This window comes from Paenibacillus sp. GQ49, assembly GCF_059759055.1.
This window is the reverse complement of sequence record NZ_JCAXEL010000001.1, coordinates 716,140-736,157: the sequence shown is the minus strand read 5'-3', so window position 1 is coordinate 736,157 and position 20,018 is coordinate 716,140. Positions and strand designations below refer to the sequence as shown.

12 protein-coding genes are annotated in these 20,018 nt (G+C 46.5%); 9 read left to right on the top strand and 3 right to left on the bottom strand.

Going from position 1 to position 20,018, the window contains the following annotated elements; all coding sequences use genetic code 11:
- The first annotated feature begins 1 nt into the window (after window position 1).
- Window positions 2-628: an FMN-dependent NADH-azoreductase gene (locus tag AC6CIF_RS03375; protein ID WP_036610012.1), complete on the top strand. Its 627-nt coding sequence runs from the start codon at window positions 2-4 to the stop codon at window positions 626-628.
- Between the two features lie 113 nt (window positions 629-741).
- On the opposite strand, the gene AC6CIF_RS03370 is transcribed toward AC6CIF_RS03375, so the two are convergent.
- Window positions 742-1,587, bottom strand: a complete 846-nt coding sequence (locus AC6CIF_RS03370) for a DUF2161 domain-containing phosphodiesterase (RefSeq protein WP_498197881.1) — start codon at window positions 1,585-1,587, stop codon at window positions 742-744.
- A 361-nt stretch (window positions 1,588-1,948) separates the two neighbouring features.
- Between AC6CIF_RS03370 and AC6CIF_RS03365 the strand changes: the two genes are divergently transcribed.
- The 5 genes from AC6CIF_RS03365 (at window position 1,949) to AC6CIF_RS03345 (ending at window position 12,049) form a co-directional block, all read left to right on the top strand.
- On the top strand, window positions 1,949-3,844 hold the full coding sequence (locus AC6CIF_RS03365; RefSeq protein ID WP_036610009.1) for a PrkA family serine protein kinase: 1,896 nt from the start codon (window positions 1,949-1,951) through the stop codon (window positions 3,842-3,844).
- A gap of 242 nt (window positions 3,845-4,086) precedes the next feature.
- Window positions 4,087-5,094 carry a protoglobin domain-containing protein gene (locus tag AC6CIF_RS03360; protein ID WP_498197878.1) on the top strand — a complete coding sequence of 336 codons (1,008 nt, stop codon included), beginning with the start codon at window positions 4,087-4,089 and terminating at the stop codon, window positions 5,092-5,094.
- A 129-nt stretch (window positions 5,095-5,223) separates the two neighbouring features.
- Complete coding sequence (locus tag AC6CIF_RS03355) at window positions 5,224-6,228, top strand: LacI family DNA-binding transcriptional regulator (protein ID WP_221823030.1); 1,005 nt, start codon at window positions 5,224-5,226, stop codon at window positions 6,226-6,228.
- 252 nt (window positions 6,229-6,480) lie between these two features.
- On the top strand, window positions 6,481-9,303 hold the full coding sequence (locus AC6CIF_RS03350) for an endo-1,4-beta-xylanase (RefSeq protein ID WP_498197876.1): 2,823 nt from the start codon (window positions 6,481-6,483) through the stop codon (window positions 9,301-9,303).
- A 265-nt stretch (window positions 9,304-9,568) separates the two neighbouring features.
- The gene (locus AC6CIF_RS03345; protein WP_498197874.1) at window positions 9,569-12,049 is read left to right on the top strand and encodes an EAL domain-containing protein; all 2,481 of its coding nucleotides are present in this window, start codon (window positions 9,569-9,571) and stop codon (window positions 12,047-12,049) included.
- A gap of 141 nt (window positions 12,050-12,190) precedes the next feature.
- Here the strand turns inward: AC6CIF_RS03345 and AC6CIF_RS03340 are convergent, their stop codons facing one another.
- Window positions 12,191-13,627: a SpoVR family protein gene (locus tag AC6CIF_RS03340; protein WP_498197873.1), complete on the bottom strand. Its 1,437-nt coding sequence runs from the start codon at window positions 13,625-13,627 to the stop codon at window positions 12,191-12,193.
- Complete coding sequence (gene yhbH / locus AC6CIF_RS03335; protein ID WP_036609998.1) at window positions 13,624-14,793, bottom strand: sporulation protein YhbH; 1,170 nt, start codon at window positions 14,791-14,793, stop codon at window positions 13,624-13,626. Before yhbH ends, AC6CIF_RS03340 begins: the two co-directional genes overlap by 4 nt.
- A 254-nt stretch (window positions 14,794-15,047) precedes the next feature.
- Between yhbH and AC6CIF_RS03330 the strand changes: the two genes are divergently transcribed.
- The 3 genes from AC6CIF_RS03330 (at window position 15,048) to AC6CIF_RS03320 (ending at window position 20,003) form a co-directional block, all read left to right on the top strand.
- The gene (locus tag AC6CIF_RS03330) at window positions 15,048-16,382 is read left to right on the top strand and encodes an MFS transporter (protein WP_498197871.1); all 1,335 of its coding nucleotides are present in this window, start codon (window positions 15,048-15,050) and stop codon (window positions 16,380-16,382) included.
- 424 nt (window positions 16,383-16,806) lie between these two features.
- Window positions 16,807-18,075, top strand: coding sequence for a sulfotransferase family protein (locus AC6CIF_RS03325; RefSeq protein WP_076209146.1), 1,269 nt, complete (start codon window positions 16,807-16,809; stop codon window positions 18,073-18,075).
- A complete protein-coding gene (locus tag AC6CIF_RS03320) occupies window positions 18,072-20,003 on the top strand; it encodes an asparagine synthase-related protein (RefSeq protein ID WP_076209145.1) in 1,932 nt (643 codons plus the stop codon). Before AC6CIF_RS03325 ends, AC6CIF_RS03320 begins: the two co-directional genes overlap by 4 nt.
- Window positions 20,004-20,018 lie beyond the last annotated feature (15 nt).

Below are 20,018 nucleotides of genomic sequence, written 5' to 3'. Positions count from 1 at the left end.
CATGTCTAATATTTTATTTGTTAAAGCAAATGACCGTCCTGCAGATCAAGCAGTCAGCGTTAAATTGTACGATGCATTCTTGAGCGCATACAAAGAGTCCCACCCAGGTGACACAGTTACTGAGTTGGATCTCTACAATACAGAATTCCCATTCTATGGTAACACTGCTATCACAGGTACTTACAAAGCAGCTAACGGTTTTGAACTGACAGCTGACGAGCAAAAAGCAGCTTCACTTGCAGCACAATTGCAAGATCAATTCCTGGCAGCTGACAAAGTTGTATTTGCATTCCCACTGTGGAACTTCACTGTTCCAGCTCCATTGGTAAACTACATTGCTTACCTGAGCCAAGCTGGTAAAACATTCAAATACACTGCTGAAGGTCCTGTAGGACTTGCTGGCGACAAAAAAGTAGCTTTGCTTAACGCACGTGGTGGCGTATATTCCGAAGGCCCAATGGCAGCTGCTGAAATGTCCCTGAACTTCCTGAAAACAGTTCTCGGCTTGTGGGGCATTCAAAACCCAGAAGTGGTTATCGTTGAAGGACATAACGCTTCTGCAGATCGTGCTGAAGAAATCGTTACTGCAGGTCTGAAATTGGCTTCCGAAGTAGCCGTAAAATTCTAATAGCAATCATTTATATAGAACACATCAAAACGCCTGTAGTCTCCAGTGGAGATTACAGGTGTTTTTTTTGCATTCTCATTTTTTCGTATCCGTTACTTTCAGATGATTCAGAATCAGATCTTGCCTGTATTTTTCAAGTACTGCTCCGCTGTTTCAGCGATGTGTGCAAGGTCGTCCTTATTTTCACCAGATACAGAATACGTTACATCCAGTTCATTAATGGTTCGTTCAATCATATCATTATCCTCAAGCATGTGTGCATGCTCGGTTAACGCCTGTACTCCCTTAATCGTCAAAATATATTTTCCACGGGAGAGGCGTTCAAACCAGCCATAATAATTTTTTTGGAGAATCGCTGCTGCAGAACCTATGCCTGTCTGTCTGGCAAGGTTGGCCGGAGAGGCTTCTCCGTTCGTCCGTAGAGCGGATGCGACACGTAAAGCCTTCTCACGATATGCTGTGACCAGCTGTCTTCGTGTGCTGCCTCCCGTATTGTAGTCTCCGCTGCGTTCGTCAAATTCCTTGAGCAATCGTTTCCGCCGAACACCGCTTTTGCGGGCAAATTGATTGGCGCTAGTAAGGGGCGTCTGGGCTGAAGGTTCGCACAGTACATCAATTAGGGGGGATTTGGTTTTGTAAAATGTGACAGTCAGCAGCCCCAGACCAAGTTGTCTGCATAGTGCAGCCAGTTCGCTCCAGCGTTGGTTCACGGCTCCGCGTTTACTGCGATTGCGCTCGACGGCCAGATACACGAACGGGCTAAGCTTCAAGCGCTGCATGCCCTGCAATAACAGGGAGAGGTTGAATGTTTTTTTCATCTCCACGATCAGTGGTTCGTCCTGGTCCGATCTGACTCCGACGAGGTCACAATGTCTGACTTCCGCCTTGACGTCGAAGCCACGCTGCTCGAAGAAAGCCTTCACAGGCGAATATAGTTCGGTTTCGTATTTCACTGCCATCGTCCGTGCTCCTTTCCAGAAGTGGCCTGTCTCTGACCATGTGTTGTCCGGTTTCCTGAATTTAGAACCCTCATTATATCATATTCGTTCTTTTTTTTCTGAAGGCACAAGATGTCTGATAGAACAGGGAAAAGCCAAAATTCGAAGCGGTGGATTGAAAAAAAGAGGTCAACTTATCTGAATTGCCGCATAGGTATGTAATACACTTTTCACAACAAAACAAGACGTTTGGACAGAGGGTGGCGGAACTACACAGAACCGCAAGATTGGTATTCAAGCAGGAGCCGCAATTCTATTGATTTCTTCATACCATTCGGAATGGTTGACAATCACACTAAAGGAGCCATGGGAGGTACCAAGCATGAATATTTTTGAACGCGTTGCGGAACATCGGGCAGAGAGTGACCGTTTGACATGGAACGGAACATTTGAAGATTATATTGCACTGCTGAGAGAGGACCCGACTCCGGCAATGACGGCTCACGCCAGAGTGTATGAGATGATTGAATCGTTTGGGGTGGAAGAAGTAGGTGGGCATAAGCGGTACAAGTTTTTTGAACAGGAGATCTTTGGGCTGGACCGTTCGATTGAAAAGTTGGTTGAAGAATACTTTCACTCGGCAGCACGCCGTCTGGATGTACGGAAGCGGATCTTGCTCCTGATGGGTCCCGTAAGTGGAGGAAAATCGACGCTGGTGACGCTGCTGAAGCGGGGGCTTGAACAGTTCTCGCGGACAGAGAAAGGTGCCATATACGCCATTGATGGATGCCCGATGCATGAGGAACCGCTGCATCTGATTCCACTGGAGCTTCGTCCTGAAGTGGAAAAGGAAATTGGAGTCCGCATTGAGGGTAATCTTTGCCCATCCTGCCAGATGAGGCTCCGTACCGAATATGGTGGTGATATCAGCAAGGTGCCGGTGGAACGGGTCATTGTTTCCGAAGATAATCGCGTGGGAATAGGAACGTTCAGCCCATCGGATCCGAAATCGCAGGATATTGCCGATCTGACGGGTAGTATTGACTTCTCCACCATTACGGAGTTTGGTTCCGAATCCGATCCACGTGCCTATCGTTTTGATGGGGAGTTGAACAAAGCGAACCGTGGGTTAATGGAGTTCCAGGAGATGTTAAAATGTGATGAGAAATTCCTGTGGAATCTCCTTTCGCTTACGCAGGAAGGGAACTTCAAAGCAGGGCGCTTTGCCTTAATCAGTGCGGATGAAATGATTGTGGCGCATACAAATGAATCGGAGTATAAGTCTTTTATCTCCAACAAAAAGAATGAGGCATTGCAATCCCGGATGATTGTCATGCCGATTCCGTACAATCTGAAGGTATCCGAGGAAGAGAAAATCTATGCCAAGCTCATTCAGCAAAGTGACATGAAGCATGTTCATATTGCACCGCATGCCCTGCGGACTGCAGCCATTTTTTCGATACTTACCCGCTTGAAGGAAACAAAAAAACAAGGCATGGATCTCGTTAAAAAGATGCGCATGTATGATGGTGAAGAAGTGGAAGGATACAAAGAAGCCGATCTGCGCGAGATGCAAAATGAGTATTTGGATGAAGGGATGTCCGGCATTGATCCACGGTATGTCATTAACCGGATCTCCAGTGCTTTGATCAAGCAAAATCTTCAGTGCATTAACGCGCTGGACATTCTGCGGGCGATCAAGGACGGTCTGGACCAACATGCTTCGATTACAAAGGAAGAGCGGGAACGTTATCTGAACTTCATTGCTCTTGCACGCAAGGAGTATGATGAACTGGCCAAGAAGGAAGTGCAAAAAGCATTTGTGTACTCGTTCGAGGAGTCGGCCAGAACGTTGTTTGAAAATTATCTCGATAACATTGAAGCATTCTGCAACTGGTCCAAGATTCGTGATCCGCTCACGGATGAAGAGATGGACCCGGATGAGCGTCTGATGCGATCCATTGAGGAACAGATCGGGATCTCCGAGAATGCAAAGAAAGCGTTCAGAGAAGAGATTCTGATCCGAATCTCGGCTTACTCCCGCAAGGAGCGCAAGTTCGAATACAGCAGCCATGACCGTTTGCGTGAAGCGATTGAGAAGAAGTTATTCACCGATCTGAAAGACATCGTCAAGATCACAACCTCAACCAAAACACCGGATGCAACACAATTAAAACGTATGAATGAAGTCATTAAACGCTTAATTGAGGAACATGGATACACCGCAGCCAGCGCGAATGAACTGTTACGTTATGTGGGCAGTCTGCTTAATCGCTAATCGGCAACAAACCATTCCGGATCAGGCTCCTGATGTCTGCTGTGAGGCTCCTTAACAGCAGAGTCAGGGCCTTTTTAATTACATGAAGGTCATATTAATTTAAAAAGCTGACAAATAAGGTTAATTTTAAAGAGAATTAGTTCTAATGGTATATGTATATTTAGGTATTTTAGTCTATAATCAATACATATATTTACAATTTGAAGTATTTAGTGTTTATTAAGGAGCTGACTGAACCAGATATGAGCAGTATTTCCGCAACAAGACAGAAGCAACTTGATTACATGGGATTAACCACAAGGGATCTAAAACTACTTGCCGATCATCGGCCTGTTTTTAAAAAAGTCGTTAATGAAGTGGTGGATCATTTCTACAATCATGTGGGGAATTATCCTGAATTGGTAGATCTGATCGCAAGGTTCTCTACCATTGATCGTCTAAAAGAAACACAGAAGATGTACTGGTTATCGATGACGGACGGAATCGTGGACGACGCATATATTGAGCAACGAATTGCGATTGGACTTGTGCATTCACGGATTGGTCTGTCTGAAGATTATTATCTGGGTACCTATATGGTCTACCTGGATATTGCAACGAGCATATTCCAACAGGTTATTCCTGATTCCTGGCATCTTGTCATTCAAGCGCTCAGCAAAATGTTCAATCTGGATTCACAGCTTGTCCTTGAAGCCTATGAGAAGAAAGAAAAAGAAAAGTTACATCAGCTTGCCGATGACCAACAACATACATTGCAGGCGATTACGCAGATTACCCAAGAGCTTACGGGCATGATTAGTGAATTAAATGAAAGTGCAATGGCTATATCGAGTGTAGCCAAGGAAACAGCGGCTTCTCAGGATCAGGCTCAGGTTCTGCTCACCGAATTGACAGGGGAGATCCATCAGATTGGAAAAATGGGTGAACTCATTCGCGAGATATCGGATCAGAGTCATCTTGTCGGTCTGAATGCAGCGATTGAAGCTGCTCATGCAGGAGAGTTTGGACGTGGCTTCGAAGTAGTCGCCAGTGAGGTGCGCAAGCTTGCAGCCAGTTCTCGGGACGCCCAGGGTAAAATTCAGTCTAATCTGGAGCAGATCATGAAGAAACTGAGCAGTGTGCAGCAGGAGTCGGATCATACGTCTCGCGGAGCACGTAGCCAAGCTTCACGCTCGGCTGAACTCGCTGTATTTGCAACAACAATGGAGAAACTGTCTCTGGATTTGAAGAATCTGGAACAGCAGGAATAGAGCTTAAAAGCATTAGGAACCTTCCATACCGTTTCAGGCTGTTTTAAGCTATAATGGGTAGACAAACCTGCCGATGTTATAGAAAATGCAGCCGGAGACAGGGGATTTGAAAGAGGTTGAGGTGATCAGATGGCTTCTATCCATGATGTAGCCAAGGAAGCGGGAGTATCTGTTGCAACCGTTTCCAAAGTGATAAACGATTATCCTGATGTAAGTGAAAAAACACGCAAAAAAGTCAATATAGCCATCGAATTATTGAAATATCAACCCAATGTGGTCGCACGTGGACTCGTCAAACGCCGTTCATGGACGGTGGGCGTACTGTTAACGGTTCCGTTTACGAACCCATTTGTGTCGGAGTTGCTGGAAGGGATCAAGACAGCGCTGGAGAACAGTGGATATGATCTGGTCCGGTTGTCTACTCGATTCGATGATCCGGCGTACTCGTTTATCAAACATTGCCGCAGTCGTAATGTGGATGGCGTTGTGGTATTCGGGGAAGGCAGAGAAAACACGAGTATTCAGGAATTGGTGGATGCAGAGATTCCAACAATGTTTATCGATACGGACATGTTGGGCAAGCGTGCCGGTTACATTACTACGGATAACGCGAACGGGATCTCGATGGGTGTCAAACATCTGCATGAGCTTGGGCACCGCAAAATTGCCTATATCTCAGGGACACTTGGACCTGCCGTAGCCAATCTGCGATTGGAAGGATATCGGGAAGGGCTGCGAGAATGCGGCATCCCGTATTCTACGGTATATCTGGAGATCTGCGATTATTCCTTCGACGGAGGAAGCAAGGCTGCCCGACGATTGCTGGCACTTCAGGATCAACCAACGGGAATTGTCTGTGCATCAGACATGTCTGCTTTTGGTGCGATTCATGAAATTGAAAAGCATGGACTGAGTGTACCAGAAGATATCTCGGTTGTCGGGTTCGATAACACGTATTATGCTGAGGTATTCAAACCGGGGTTGACCACGGTGAATCAGAATATCTATTCCATTGGCATTAAGTCCATCGAATATCTGATTGCCATGATCGAGAATCCATCTTATTCTCCTCCCGTGGTGACGGAACCTTCCAATCTGGTTGTCCGTCAGACGACAGCACCTTTAAAAGTGTAAATATGTAATGACGGTGACATGGAGCACAGCTAACAAGCTGTGCTTTTTGTCGTTTTATATTATGGTGGAGTTTTTAAAATAAGTCCTATAGTTTAACGGGTAAACAAAGTTCGCTGGCAATCGTATAATGAAAGTGCTTACAATTTCTGTTGAATAACGTCTATCCAATCCTGCACAACGATCTTGTAAAGGGCTGGAGCATGACAGAACAAAGGTTACTCTTCACAAACAACCAACCAAGGAGGAGATCGGATGCATTTGAGAAAATGGTGGAGCTTGTGCTTGTCGGCTGTATTGATCTTCAGTTTGTTCCCAAGTGTGGGAACAGGAGGGACACGTGCTGCGGCTGCGGACGTTAAGACTGGCGATGATGAAGTACTGTTTGAGGCTAATTTTGAAGATGGTGTGTTGGGACAATGGTGTCCACGTGCGAGTGAAAAGCTTGATATCGTAACGCAAGTAGGTCACGACAGTACACGGAGCCTGAGAACCTCTTCCCGTACCGAAACGTTCCATGGACCATTAATTGAAGTAATAGACCATGTACAGAAGGGCAGCACGGTTCATATTTCTTTTTGGGCCATGTATGATGAAGGGCCGGACAGTCAGGTTATTAACGGTTCACTGGAGAAAGAGTACAATAACGACGCTTCAAGTCGAGAATATGCTACGTTTGCCTCTGCAACTCTGAACAAGGGACAGTGGAAAAAAATCGAGGCGGATGTGGTGATCCCTGGAGAAAATAGCGGCATCACCGGATTCCGGATGTATGCAGAGACACCTTGGAAGACGTCAGCGGAAGTGACGCCGGCGGATACGATTACTTTTTACGTGGATGATGTACTGATTACGGAAGCCGAAAAAATTGAAATAGAGCCGAACATTCCGAATCTAGTGGATGTTGTGGGACAACACTATGCAATGGGAGCGGCAATCGACCAGTCTGCACTGGATGCGGAAGATCCGCATTCCCAGCTGTTGACGAAACATTTTAATAGTATTACAGCTGGAAACTTTATGAAAATGGATGCGATGCAGCCTCAGGAAGGACAATTTGTCTGGTCAGAGACAGATCGCCTGGTGGAGTTTGCCGAAGCAAATGACATGGAAATCAGAGGTCATACGCTGTTATGGCATAGTCAGGTGCCAGAGTGGTTCTTTACAGATCCAAACGATGCTTCGAAACCTGCCACGCGGGAACAGTTGCTTGCACGGATGAAAACCCATATTCAAACCATCGTGACCCGGTACAAAGGAAAGGTTCATACATGGGATGTCGTCAATGAAGTCATCTCGGATGGAGGCGGCTTGCGGAATGAGGCCAGTAATTCCAAGTGGAGAGATATTATTGGGGATGTAGATGGCGACGGAGATGACAGTGATTACATTGAGCTGGCTTTCCGTTATGCACGTGAGGCTGACCCCGATGCTGTACTGGTGATTAACGATTATGGAATGGAGGGCAATGGAAACAAGGTAAATGATATGGTGAAGCTTGTAGAGAAGCTGCTTGCCAAAGGAACACCGATTGATGCGGTTGGATTCCAGATGCATGTGTCGATGTACGGACCGGATGTAAAGCTCATTCGTGAGGCTTTTGAGAAAGTGATCGCTCTTGGTGTGAATGTACAGGTTACAGAGCTGGACGTTTCGATCTATTCAAGTAATTCTGAACTGGAGATGCCTGTCACAGATGAATTAATGCTGCAACAAGCTTATCGTTATCGTGAACTGTTCGACCTGTTCGACGAGTTGGGAAAACGCGGCGTAATGGACAGCGTTACAGTATGGGGACTTGCGGATGATGGTACATGGCTTGACAATCATCCAGTCAAAGGACGCAAAGATGCACCATTGTTATTTGATCGTAAATTAAAAGCAAAACCGGCATTTTGGGCACTGGTGGATGCTACCACTCTTCCGATCTATCGTAATGAATGGACAGCATTGAAGGCCAGCCCTTCTTTCCCGAATCACAAAGGGCAGGAAGATATTCTTTGGGGTGCTGTGAAAGGACTCGAAATTAATCATCTGGCAGATGGTACATCTGCGGTTACGGGTGAGGCTCGTATGATGTGGGATGCCAAAAAGGTGAATTTACGAGTGGAAGTGAAGGATACCACACGTCGCAAAGGGGATCAGGTGCAGGTTTTCCTCGCGGAAGAAGTCAAGGGGACAGGTGCTGCAACTTCTGAAGCTGATCTGTCTGCCAAGAAGAAAAATCCACCGTCTGCAAATGGTCAATATACATTTAAACGGGATGGCGGTAAAGGCAAAGATAAAAATACTTACAACGTACAGGAGACAAAAACCGGTTATGTTGTATACGCATCATTACCTATGTCAGCTGCTTTACTTAGCGAAGGCCAGGTCTTGTCTCTGGATTTTCGGATTACGGATGAATCTGCTGCTGGAAAGACAGCGACCATCGTTTGGAATGATATTTCCAATCAGCAGCCCGACAAACCAGCCAACCGGGGCAAACTGAAGCTCGGTTCTGTTTTGAAACAAACCAAGGTCACTTATGGCAAACCTGTAATTGATGCGAAAAAGGATAACGTCTGGAAAAAGGCTGCATCTGTTAAAACGGATGTCTGGGTGGTCGGAAACTCCGGTGCAACGGCGACTGCACAGCTGTTATGGGATGAGAAATACCTGTACGTATTGGCAGATGTGAAAGATCCTTTGCGAAGCAAATTAAGTTCTAATGCACATGAGCAGGATTCAATCGAGATTTTTATCGACCCGAGCAAAGATCAGACAACATTCTATCAGGAGGATGACGCCCAGTACCGGGTCAATTTTGATAATGAGGCTTCTTTTGGAGGAAATGCACGGAAAGAAAGTTTCAAATCAGCTACCCGATTAACAAGCGGAGGGTATACAGTGGAAGTGGCAATCCCACTAGATAGCGTTCGTGCTGAAGGGCAAAGATGGATTGGATTTGATCTGCAAGTTAATGATGATGGCGCGGGGGATGGCAAGCGAAGCAGTGTGTCCATCTGGAGTGATTCATCAGGTAATTCTTATCAAGATACTTCCGGTTTTGGCAGTCTGTTATTGACTCGCAAATAGAATATTTTGTTGTGAATTAGAATATGAAAATGTTAGCTGTTCAACATCGTATATCTGGAAATAAGTGTTGATTTTAAAGGCTGGGACGTTTAGACTATATACATTCAAATAAACGGGTTCCAATGTATGACAACGGCTTCAACTAAGTCTGTAGTCACGAGTCAAATGATGCGGAGGGAGTGCCTGTCATCCAGACAGCGCACTCGCTTCTTTTTTACATTTTTGCATACATACAAGGCATTTCCCGGTCGAAAGGACAGAGTGAGTGGAGCACCTACATGGTACGTACAACTTAGAACTTGTTATTTTATCCTATATTATTGCATCGTTAGCTTCATACGCTGCCCTTGACCTTGCAGGCCGTGTAAGTCAGGCTAGCGGGATGGCGCGGAATGTATGGCTTACCTGCGGTGCAGTCTCGATGGGGCTGGGAATCTGGTCCATGCATTTCGTAGGTATGCTGGCTTTTGTTCTGCCTACGCAAGTCTCCTATTCCACCGGTAAGGTTGTTTTATCTGTTCTACTTGCTATTGTCGCATCAGGGGTGGCCTTGAACATTGCGGGTAGACAATCGGGCAGGATAAGCCAGCTCATAATTGCTGGAGTGCTGATGACAGCGGGGATCAGCTCGATGCATTATGTGGGAATGGCAGCGATGTCAACTCCGGTTACGTATGAACCAGGCAGAGTGGTGTTATCCATTTTGATTGCAGCGCTTGCTTCCTTTGCGGCATTGTGGCTCATGTTTTTCTTCCGTTATCATCAATCAAGACATACCTGGGTTTACAAGATGGGCAGCGGTCTCATTATGGGTATTGGAATCTCTGGCATGCATTATACCGGGATGTCAGCCGCACATTTCCATCATTCACATGGCTCGATGGTAAGTTCAGGTATGCAGATTGAACCGGGCATTCTCGCCTACCTGATCGCATCGGGCACATTTATTGCTTTGGGCTTGACGTTGTTTGGCATATTTATCAATCAGCGAATGTTACAGAAAGATCGACGGATTCATGAGAATGAGCAATGGTATCAGGCCCTGTATCATAACCATTCGGATGCCATTATTTCAGTGAACAAGGAAGGTATTGTCAAAGGTATTAATGCTGCTGTAACAACAATTACTGGATATCCTGAAAAAGAGGTCATGGATCGTTCCATTGATGAGATCGCTCAGCAAATCGATATAGAGTGGATAAGTGAATTTGATTCCATCGATTGGGATGATCATGGGCTGGAGCAGGCGCACTACATGGCCAAAATGAGAGACATACAGGGTGAACTTCTGGACCTTAGTATTGTTGTAGTTCCTGTTGTCATTGATGGCAGACATGTGGGAAGTCACATTTTAATCAAAGACGTTACGGAGGAGAAGCAGGCTCAGGAGAAGATTCGTCACCAAGCTTTGCATGATCCGTTGACGGGGTTGCCCAATCGGCGTAAGTTGGATGATGTGCTGGCTTGTACGATTAACGATTCAGCAGAAAAAGGGAATTCTTTTGCCGTTATGGTGATGGATATAGATCGTTTCAAGATGATTAATGACTCGCTGGGACATTCCATTGGAGATGTATTTCTAAGAGAAGTCAGCAACCGGATCATGAAAGCCATAGAAGCTTCTGATCCCTTGGCTATGGAGAATGTCATGTTAGCCCGGATGGGCGGGGACGAGTTTACACTCGTTGTGACCCAGGGTCAAGCGACAGAAGTAAGAGTGGCAGAACTTGCAAAACAGATTGTTGAAGCCATTCAGTTACCTTATCGACTGAAGGAGAATGACTTTTACGTAACCGCCAGCATTGGAATTGCGATGTACCCGGATCATGGAGTTGGCGTGGATGCTTTGCTGAAACATGCGGATTCCGCCATGTATGAAGTGAAGAAAAACGGCAAAAATGGTTTCCAATTCTACACTGCCCAACTGGATTCGGAACTATATGAACGCATTGAGCTGGAGGGTTATCTTCGTAAAGCTTTGGAACGCGATGAGATGGTCCTGTACTATCAGCCACAGATTCGTACCGAGGATAGCCGCATGATTGGTGTGGAGGCTCTTATACGTTGGAACCATCCACTCAAAGGTCTGCTCGCACCCAATGTGTTTATCCCGCTTGCAGAAGAGACAGGCATGATCTATGAGATTGGCAATTGGACGCTGCGGGAAGCATGCAGGCAGATGAAACTCTGGCATGCCAGTGGCGGACCACTCATTCCAGTATCGGTTAACTTGTCGAGCCAGCAGTTCCACCAATCCAACTTGGTAGAACAAGTCAAGAATGCACTCTTGGAGACAGGGCTGGAGGCTCGATATCTGGAGTTGGAAATAACAGAGAGCATGATGATGGATGCAGTCGTATCCACGGCGATTCTTAATGAACTGACAGCACTGGGTGTCAAGATCAGCCTGGATGATTTCGGTACGGGATACAGTTCACTCAGTTATCTGAAGCATTTCCCGATACACAAGCTCAAGATTGATCGTTCGTTTGTAACGGACATTACAGAGAGTCACAGCGATCAAGCCATTGTGGCGACTATTATATCAATGGCACAGAATCTCAAGATGGAAGTCATTGCGGAAGGCATTGAGACGAAAGGTCAACTGGATATTCTGATGCAGAATGATTGCCGCGAGATTCAGGGGTATTATTTCAGTCGTCCGCTGCCAGCAAGTGAAGTGGAGCATGATTTTTTTGTACCGCTGCGGTTGCAAGGTAATGGTATCCCGCCAGTACCATCCTAATTTTATGAAATGCCAAGCGGCAAGTCCCCGTGTATGTCGGGAACTTGCCGCTTTTTTATGTCCTTATTTATTATTAATCATTAATCTCATCCATGATAAGAGCATTTATATTTTCGTTTCCAATAATGATAATCGAAAACCTTACATAAATTTGCGGTGGTGTTTCTTGCCATCATACGTAAACCAGATCGGTTTATCCTCGACACGTGTCTCCACATGTACCGTACGCCCCCAGAGGCGATACAGATAAGGCATGGTGCGCTCCATATATTTCAGGTCCAACTCGATGCCCTCATATTGATGTTTCAGTACGAGTTCCCCTGTCCGCATATAGTCGGCATCTTGCACGACCAGATAAGGGGAGCCTCCGTTGACACGTGAAAATACGAGCTGATCCCGTATGTTTTCCCAGGACTTGTCGGTAATTTTCCAGTCCGGGCCTTTTTTCTCAAAGACGTAAAGGTCAAGATCCTCGGTTAATTGCTTGGTCATGTAATTCCGGATAAAGGAGGTATCGGAATCAAATTCACGCACCTCGAACATTTTCGCACGACCTTGGCCTGGTTTACGGCCCCAACGATCCTGTTCTTCCCGGGTTGGGTTATCCCAGCGCCGTTCAATATCCTCGAAAATCTTCAGTCCCAAATAATACGGATTCAGACTTTGTTTGGATGGCTGCACCACGGAGGAGTTGAGCTTCGCAAATTCAATCGTATCCTCACTGTTGAGATCGAGCTCACGAATAATGCGTTGATGCCAGTAGGATGCCCAGCCCTCGTTCATGATTTTGGTTTCCATCTGTGGCCAGAAATATAACATCTCTTCACGCATCATACTCATGATATCCCGTTGCCAGTCGGTCAACACTTCCGAGAATTCCTGAATAAACCACATGACATCCTTCTCTGGTTCAGGCGGAAAGTGATGGACCTGAATACCTTCGGCGGGTGTTTCTTCGGTCTTCACAACATCAAGCGACCATAGATCATCATAGCGACCTTCGGGCCGTTGTTTTTTCTCACCGCGCTGCTCCCGCATTTTCATCTCCATGTAACGTTGTTTGTCCAAATGGCGGGGCTTAATCAGCTGTGGGTCCACATGTTCCTGAATTGCGATCACGGCATCGATAAATGCTTCAACCGCTTCCGTTCCGTACTCCATCTCATAATTACTGATTCGATCCGCCGTAGCGGCCATGCTTTCGACCATATTACGGTTGGATTTGGAGAAGCGGGCATTGTTTTTGAAAAAATCGCAGTGTGCCAATACGTGGGCTACGATCAATTTGTTCTGAATCAGGGAATTGCCATCCAGCAGGAAGGCATAACAAGGGTTGGAGTTGATGACAAGCTCATAAATTTTGCTGAGTCCAAAATCGTATTGCATTTTCATCTTATGAAATGTTTTGCCAAAGCTCCAGTGACTGAATCTGGTCGGCATGCCGTAGGCTCCAAATGTATAAATAATATCCGATGGGCAGATTTCGTACCGCATGGGGTAATAGTCCAGACCAAAACCATTGGCAATCTCCATAATCTCGGCAATAGCGTATTCTAGGTCGCGGATCTCATCTGTCATCTAACGCTGCCTCCTTCCCGTTTCTGGAAAAAGCTGCGCAAAGCTTTGTACACTTCGCCTTTTTCTTTGATCACATAATACATGAACTGATCCATCTTGATATGACGATAAGCCGACATCAGTGTGCTGCTGCGGTTGTACTGATTCACTTCGCCGTATCCAAACATATTGCTACGTTTCATTAACTCACCGATCAGCTTCACACACCGTTCGTTATCCGAGGTCAGATTATCCCCGTCAGAGAAGTGGAAAGGGTAGATGTTGTAGCTTGAAGGAGGATAACGACTGTCAATAATATCCAGTGCTTTCATATATACAGAGGAGCAGATGGTGCCTCCGCTCTCGCCACGGGTAAAGAACTCTTCTTCGGTTACTTCCTTGGCTTCCGTATGATGGGCGAGGAAAACAATCTCAACTTTCTCATACTGACGGCGTAGAAAACGGGTCATCCAGAAGAAAAAGCTGCGCGCGCAGTATTTCTCAAACGAACCCATGGACCCGGATGTATCCATCATGGCAATAATAACGGCATTGGATTGTGGAATGATTTTGTCTTCCCATGTCTTGTAGCGCAGGTCATCCGGACTGATGTGATGGATGCCTGGCGTACCAGTCGTTGCATTGCGACGCAGATTCTCCAGAATGGTACGTTTCTTGTCAATATTGGACTGCATGCCTTTTTTGCGAATATCGTTGAAAACTACCGTATGTGTCTCAATCAGATCCTTGTCTTTCTGCTTCAGATCGGGTAATTCCAGCTCAGCGAAGAGCATATCTTCCAATTCCTCAATACTAACTTCGGCTTCCACAATATCATGACCAGGCTGATCGCCAGCTTTTTCGCCTTTGCCGGGTTTCTGCGAAGCAGAGGGATCACGACCGATGACGTCTCCGACCTGACTGTCACCGTCTCCTTGACCGACATGTTTTTGCTTCTGGTAGTTATACACAAAACGGTACTCATCCAGACTGCGGATTGGTACCTTGATGATTTGTTTTCCATCAGACATGATGATGTTTTCTTCCGTAATCAGATCAGGCAGATTCTGCTTGATGACATCTTTCACCTTTTGCTGATGGCGCTGTTGGTCCTGGTACCCTTTGCGGTGAAGCGACCAATCTTCCTTCGACACAACGAACGAGTAAGGCTGGTGTGAATTTGACATGTAGGCACCCCCATTGATTACGCGGCACAGTTTGGCCTGTCGGTAATTAAGTATATTCACGGGCGAGGACGATATGTGATGAGAGTGGATATAAAATGATACAATTACGCAAGTTCACCTCAGAGGTAAGGTGAGTCGCAAGCACAGAACTGCACCATTTTTTACAGAAACAGTGAACAAGTGTGATATCCTTCCTTTACAATAGGAGCAAGACATTAATCATTATAATAGTTGCATGTAAAGGAAGGATTTATGTGAATAAAAAGGCGATCAAGGCTTGGATTATGTATGATTGGGCCAATTCGGCTTACGCGACAACGGTGTTGGCAGCGGTCCTGCCCGTATTCTATGCTTCGGTTGCTGCAGCAACGCTGGATACGGATACAGCCGCCTCCTACCTGGCCTACACACATTCCATTGGCATGTTGTGTGTAGCTCTGCTAACACCGCTGCTTGGCACATTGGCTGATTTGTCAGGACGGAAAGGCGACTTCCTGCGTGTATTTGCAATCATAGGCGTCCTTGCTACATTGGGATTCAGCGCAATCGGTGAAGGGGACTGGTTACTTGCTTCCGCTTTGCTGGTCATATCTACAATCGGTTTTGCGGGTGGTAACACCTTTTACGATGCAATGCTGCCGGATCTGGTACCCGTGGAACGAAGGGACATGATATCCTCCAAAGGTTATGCCTATGGTTATATTGGAGGAGGCTTGTTGCTTGCAGTGAACCTGCTGATGATTCAGCAACCGGGCTGGTTCGGGATGAGTAGTACACTGGCAGGCACAAGACTTGCTTTTATCTCCGTCTCGTTGTGGTGGTTGCTGTTCTCGATACCGATCTTTCGCCATGCTCCGAGACGGCCTGCATCACCGGATCTGCCCGGAACGTGGACAGGGTATGCTGCGGTGGGCGTACGCAGACTGCGGCACACCTTTCGTCAGATGCGGCGTTTTCCCCAGTTAATTCGCATGTTGTTGGCTTTCTGGTTTTTTAATGACGGCATTAATACCATCATTCTGATGGCTACAATCTATGGGACAAGTATAGGTATCGGCACAACCGACCTGATGCTCGCGCTACTGTTAACCCAGTTCATCGGGTTCCCGTGTACATTGTTACTGGGAGCATGGGCACAGCGTTGGGGAGCAAAGCAGGTATTAATCGTTAGCTTATCGGTCTACATATGTATTGTGATTCTCGGTTATTTCATGACACAAGCGATCCACTTCTACGTGCTCGCCGGGCTGGTTGGTGTCGTGCAGGGTGTGAGTCAATCCACAGCTCGTTCCTTGTTTAGCAATCTGATGCCAGCTGGCAGAACAGGCGAATATTTTGGTTTTGTGAATATTACAGGCAAATTCTCTTCGATCTTTGGTCCATTTGTATTCGGTTATGTCGGACAGATCACGGGTTCCACGCGTTGGGGCATTCTGTCGCTCATCTTCTTTTTCGTCGCTGGCATTGCTGTATTGTTAACCGTGAAGGTACAGAAGGGGATGCAGGATGCTTCACTGGCAGATCAGGAAGAAGAGAGAAATAGGAGTGTCGGAGCTACTGGGAAAAGTTCAGATGTAAGATTTACCTGATGGTTGTTCACCCGTTTTCATATTAAGTTTCTCAACGGATTACGTATGGCTTCAGGCATTGTTCCTCACAGAACATGTCTGGAGCTTATTCGCGTTTGTGCAATCAGAACATAATTGATCCATGAATAAGTGCTTAAATGACAGACAGCAGAATACAGTGAAAGAGTATCAATTTATGAAAAGGTGAAAATAAAAGATTGACATGATACATTTTGTATCATAGAGTAAAACTATAAATACATATTGTATCTGAGAGTTGTCGAATGTAATCATGTGTTTTGCTTCATTCCCGGGTGAACTTCCGACGGAATATTGCAAAATGCTGACCTATAGCGTGCATATTACTCGTTTTGCCAAACACAAAGGTAGAGTCTGGTCTATCCCAGCTACACATTTATACTAATGAACAGAGGAGAGGCTGCCATTGATCGATGCTCAAGGTAACGGACTTGTTTTCTTACTATGTGTTCCCCGCAGTGGTAGTTCCTTATCCACCGTAATGCTGCAAAATCACAGTCGTATATTCGCCACCCAGGAAATGTGGTTTCTGATGAGTCTTGTCGATCTGCCAAAAACCGATTCACGTGCTTATGGTGGCAGCTCCATCATGCGTCAGTTCTACAATGCCATGGTATCCGAGGATGTCTTCGAAAAGGCGTGCAGAAGTTTTGCTCTTGAGATCTACAATGGATTCCTGGAAGGGAGCGGAGCAGACTTCATCGTTGATAAATCTCCGCGTTATTATTACATGCTTGAATGGCTGGATCGTCTGTTCCCACAGTCCAAGCGCATTCATCTCCAGCGTAATCCTCTGGCCATAGCAGCATCATTCAAAAAGGTAAACCGCCATACAGGTGAAGGATTCGACCTGACTCATAGTTTGCAGAGCTCCAAATTAAATATGAAATCTGTAGATCTCACACTGGGTATGCTCCGCTTGAATGATTATTTTGCTGAACCACATTCCAATGCGCATGAATTGCAATATGAACGATTGGTTTCCAATCCTCAAGAAGAACTTGAGAAACTGTGCTCATTCTTGGGAATTCGATATGAACAGGGTATGGAGCAGTATGGACAGTTTCTGGACAGTGCCAAGTCTGACATGTTCTACAGTATGGGCGTGGGTGATCCATTCCTCTCTTCGCATCAAGAGGCACATCAGGGTTCTGTTAACAACTGGAAAAACATATTAGAACCGCATGAAGTTGAACTGTATTGCCGTGTGATGGGGGCAGATCTGTTCCACCGGATGGGATACAGTGAACAGCTGGCAGAAGCCGAACAATGGACGGGTGTTCGTTATGAAGCAAGTCCGGATCAAGAGGTCATCGAGCGAATTACACATCAGTTGACGACAGCGACTGGTTGCGACTGGCAGCAGCACTATCGGATGCAGCCAGCTGATTCTCTCGTCCATGATTCCCATGAAAATCTGAATGGTTCAGTTCTCGAAGAACCGGAAAAGATAGATCCCACACTGGCTGCACTGGCAACGATCAGGCAGCTGCAGGCCGCACTACGGGCGGCAGATCATCGTCTGGAACGGGGATACAGTGAACGAGAACGATTGAAAGTCCAGCTGGCTTCTGCTCAAAGCAAAATACAGCGTATCAAATCATGGGTACCATTTGGTCACCAGATCAGCGCCTGGGCTTCACAGCGCAAGATTTTACGGGGAGGCAAGTCATGAGCGCCATAGCAGGAATTGTACACAACGATGGTCAGCAGGCGCTATGGGAAGACAGCTGGCGTCTGTACGCAAGCCTGGGGCATGTCCCTTCGGATACAACAGGGGTGTGGAAAGGCAATGAGGCGTTCCTCAGCTGTCATGCCCAATGGATTACACCGGAATCGGTTAGCGAGAAGTTGCCTTTATATGAAGAGGAAAGTGGTCTGACCATCACGGCAGATGCCATTCTGGATAACCGGGAACAACTGGCAGATCAATTACAGATATCCAGAGCTGAACTGGCGATGTTATCGGATAGTGAATTGATCTTGCGTGCGTATCAGCGCTGGGGAGAAGATGTAGCTGTCCGATTGCTGGGGGATTTTGTATTCGCGATATGGGATGAGCGGAATCGAAAACTGTATGCAGCGAGAGACATTACAGGCATGAGAGCTTTTTATTACCGACATGATGGCTCACGTTTTGCTTTCTGCACACTCATGAATCCGTTGCTTGGGCTTGAAGGGGTACATAAAGAACTGGATGAGACCTGGTTGTCCGAATTCCTTGCCATTCCTGACATGCATGATTCAGCAGATATCAATTCAACCGTATATCGGGGAATAAGCCAGCTGCCTTCTGCACATACACTTGTTTTCCGGGATGGGAGACTGGAGCTGAAGCAGTATCATCGCTGGAATGAAGTCGAACCTCTAAGGCTGAAATCCGATGGTGAGTATGTAGAAGCGTTTCGGGAGGTCTTTGGGCAGGCGGTTGGGTCGCGATTACGAACTCACAGGCAGGTAGCTGCTGCTTTAAGTGGCGGACTGGACTCGGGAGCCGTGGTTGGTTTTGCTTCCGGAACACTGAGAAGTCAGGGTAAACGGCTGCATGCTTATAGCTATGTTCCCGTGCCGGATTTCACGGATTACACGTCGAAAACGTTGCTTGCTGACGAGAGACCATTTATACGTTCGACTATTAATCACGTCGGGAATATCACAGAGAACTATCTGGATTTTGAAGGCAGAAGTCCGCTCAGTGAAGTAGACACCTGGCTCGATATTATGGAAATGCCCTACAAATACTTTGAAAATTCATTCTGGATTCGCGGATTCTATGAAAAAGCGAGCCAGCAAGATGCGGGCATCCTGCTCACAGGAGCACGGGGTAACTTCACCATCTCCTGGGGTCCGGCTCTGGATTATTACGCCAGTCTACTGAAAAGCGGCCGCTGGTATCGCTGGTTCCGTGAGATGCAGCAGTATAGTGAACGGACCGGTATGCCCTTCTCCCGTATAGCCAAGATCACCGGGAAAAAGGCATATCCGGAATGGTTCAAGGCTCAGTCCAAAAGAGCAAACCAGGCCGCTTCTGTACAGTTGATCCATCCTGATTTTGCTCAAAGAACAGGTGTACTGGAAAGACTCAAATCCATTATTGTTCTGCAGGGCGGTGCGCAGGCTGATGCACTCAAAGTACGTGCCGAGAAATTCAATAACCTGGCCATTGCGAACAAAAACGGTGCTGTAGCTACAAAATGTTCTCTGCGTTACCGCGCTTGGGAACGTGATCCGACAAGTGATGCCAGAGTCATCCGGTTCTGTCTGTCCGTGCCGATTGAACAATATGTGAAACAAGGGACGGATCGTTCATTGATTCGCCGGGCTACCTCACCGGAGTTGCCTGACAAGGTCAGACTGAATCAACGGGTACGGGGTGTACAACCGGCGGATTGGCTGCATCGCATCATTCCGAATTGGGATGCCTTTACGGCCGAGTTGCGTGCCTTGTGTTCTGATAGCAAGGTTGCTGGCATATTAAACACGGAGCGTATCAAGTCTGCCCTGGCCAATTTTCCCAGTCCACGACCTGAACTTGCTTCGCATCCAGATCTGCGATTGATGATGCATAGTCTAATCGTCTATCGGTTCATTCGAAAATTCTGAATGAGCGCACATGAA